The organism is Streptomyces sp. NPDC002536, assembly GCF_053594995.1.
The window spans coordinates 1-2,197 of the sequence record NZ_JBSFWU010000238.1 but is presented as its reverse complement, the minus strand read 5'-3'; the positions used below and the strand labels follow the sequence as shown (position 1 = coordinate 2,197).

Here is a 2,197-nt window from a genome sequence, read left to right as displayed (position 1 = left end):
TCTGGTGAGTCGGCCTGGGGCGCGGTTTCGACGTTGCCGCCGACCCGTTTCCCCAGGCCGCTCTCCGAACCCGGCGTGCGACTCTCACCGCACCGGGCTCTCCACGGTCCCTGCCATCAGGCGTGGTTGGGCAGAATCCACGGGTTAGGGATCTTGGTGATTCCCCGGTAGCGATACCGGGTGATGGGGACTGCTGCCAGGTTGAACAGCGTGATCCCGTCGACAGCTGGGGGGTTCCATCGTCCCGTTGCCGGGTCGATGAGCCAGCGTCGGACATCCCTCCACTTCCAGCGGCGCCGTGTGCTCCACCATGTGACGACCCTGTGCCATACGAAGTTCGCCAGGGCCCTCATCGTGTGTTTGCATACCGCGTGCTTGAAGTAGTTGGCCCACCCGCGCATGACCTGGTTGAGCTTGGTCATGATGTAGGCCGGGTTCTGCTGCGACGTCCTGTTCGTCAAGGCTCGGATACGCTCCTTCAGCTGCCGGACAGGCCGGTCGGCGATGAAGGTGTAGACGTGCCACTTGTCCGACCCTCTCCTGCGGCGCCACTGGATGTGGAACCCCAGAAAGTCGAACCCGTCTGCCATATGGACGACCCGGGTCTTGGCTGGTGACAGCCTCAGCCCGAGCGGCCTCAGTGCAGCGGTGACCTCCTCGCGCAGGTTCTCGACGTCGCTTTCAAGGCCGTTGCTCATGATGACGAAATCGTCCGCAAAGCGGACGATCCTCCAGCACGGCAGGCCTTTCCTTCGACGTATAGCGCGCTTTGACTGTGTGGACTGCTCCTGCCCCTCTGACCATGGCCCGTGCATGTGCTCATCGAGCGCAGTCAGGGCGATGTTGGCCAGCAGGGGCGAAAGGATGCCGCCTTGCGGAGTGCCGGTGTAGGTCTCCTCGCGCTCGCCACCTTCGGTGAGGGCGCCGGCTTTGAGGAAGGCCTTCACCAGCGCCAGCACGCGCTTGTCCTTGACCCGTTGGCGCACCCGGTCCATCAGGGCCGTGTGGTCGATCGTGTCGAAGCACGCCTCGATGTCCGCGTCTAGCACCCCGCGGTATCCCTTGGTGCCGAACATCTGAATCTCGGCGATCGCGTCGTGCGCCCTCCGCTTCGGCCTGAAACCATAGGAGACCGGCAGGAAGTCGGCCTCGAAGATCGGTTCCAGCACCAGTTTCAGCGCGGCCTGGACCACCCGGTCAGCCACGGCAGGAATGCCCAGTTTGCGCAACTTGCCGCTGCCGCCGGGCTTGGGGATCTTACGCTCACGCACCGGCAGGGGGTGGAATTCACCCGTCTTGAGTGCGTGGCGCAGGTCCTCCAGGAACCCGGAAGTACCCATCTCCTCCTCGACGTTGACGACTGTGAGGCCGTCGACGCCCGGGGTTCTGGCACCTTTGTTGCCCGCGACCCGTTCGAACGCCACCCTCAGCGTCGCCGGGTCGTGCACGAGGTTGAACAGGTCGTCGAACCTGCGGCCCTTGTCGGCCGCCGCCCAACGGTGAAGCTTGGCCTGCATCCCCGATACCCGCCCCCGCGGCCCCATGGCCGCCTCCGGCAGAGCGTCGCTGTTCAGCGGCGCTTCTTTCGGCATTGCAACCCCTCCCTTCGCGATTCCGCTGCCGCCCTTCCCCATGTGCGCGGGCTTTCCCCGGCTCGGAGTACTACGGCGGCTCCGCCCCGCCCGACGCTGTCGGCCGACGGTGGGCCCATCCCGCCTGCTGCGCTGGTCGCGCACCAGGCAGGAACCGTCGCCGGGCGGTTCCCATGTTCATTGCCGATCGTTCGATGAAGGAGGCGCCCGACTATGCCCCTGCGATATCGCCACGCCTACGCCGCAGACCTTCAACGTGGCCTCCGGGCCGACATACCCAGACAGCCCAGGAGTTCCCCAAGCCCCCGTTCGGCACAGGGTCTTGGGTGCGCATCGCCTCCGGCCCACATCCGCCAGGTTCGAGCCGGTGAGTATTTGAGAGACGTAAAACGCCGGTTCCTCTCGTACACCTCTTCATCTCGCTCGCCGGACCCGCACCATCTGGCAGTGCTGGCACGCCCCGGTTTTGTCAGGACTGCTCCCGCCCTCCCCGGCACCTCCCGGATCGGGCTGTCCTCAGCTTCACCGCCCTGCTGCGACAGGGTCAGCGGTGCAGGTCTCTCACCTCCACACAATCGAACAACGCCTCATGGCGCACGAGTACG

Annotated in this window: 1 protein-coding gene; it reads right to left on the bottom strand. The window is 65.5% G+C overall.

All coding sequences use genetic code 11. From position 1 onward, the window contains the following. Nucleotides 1-116: 116 nt before the first annotated feature. Nucleotides 117-1,592 (bottom strand): group II intron reverse transcriptase/maturase, encoded by a 1,476-nt coding sequence (gene ltrA, locus ACWD4B_RS35680; RefSeq protein ID WP_451424667.1) that lies wholly within the window; start codon nt 1,590-1,592, stop codon nt 117-119. Between the last annotated feature and the right edge of the window lie 605 nt (nt 1,593-2,197).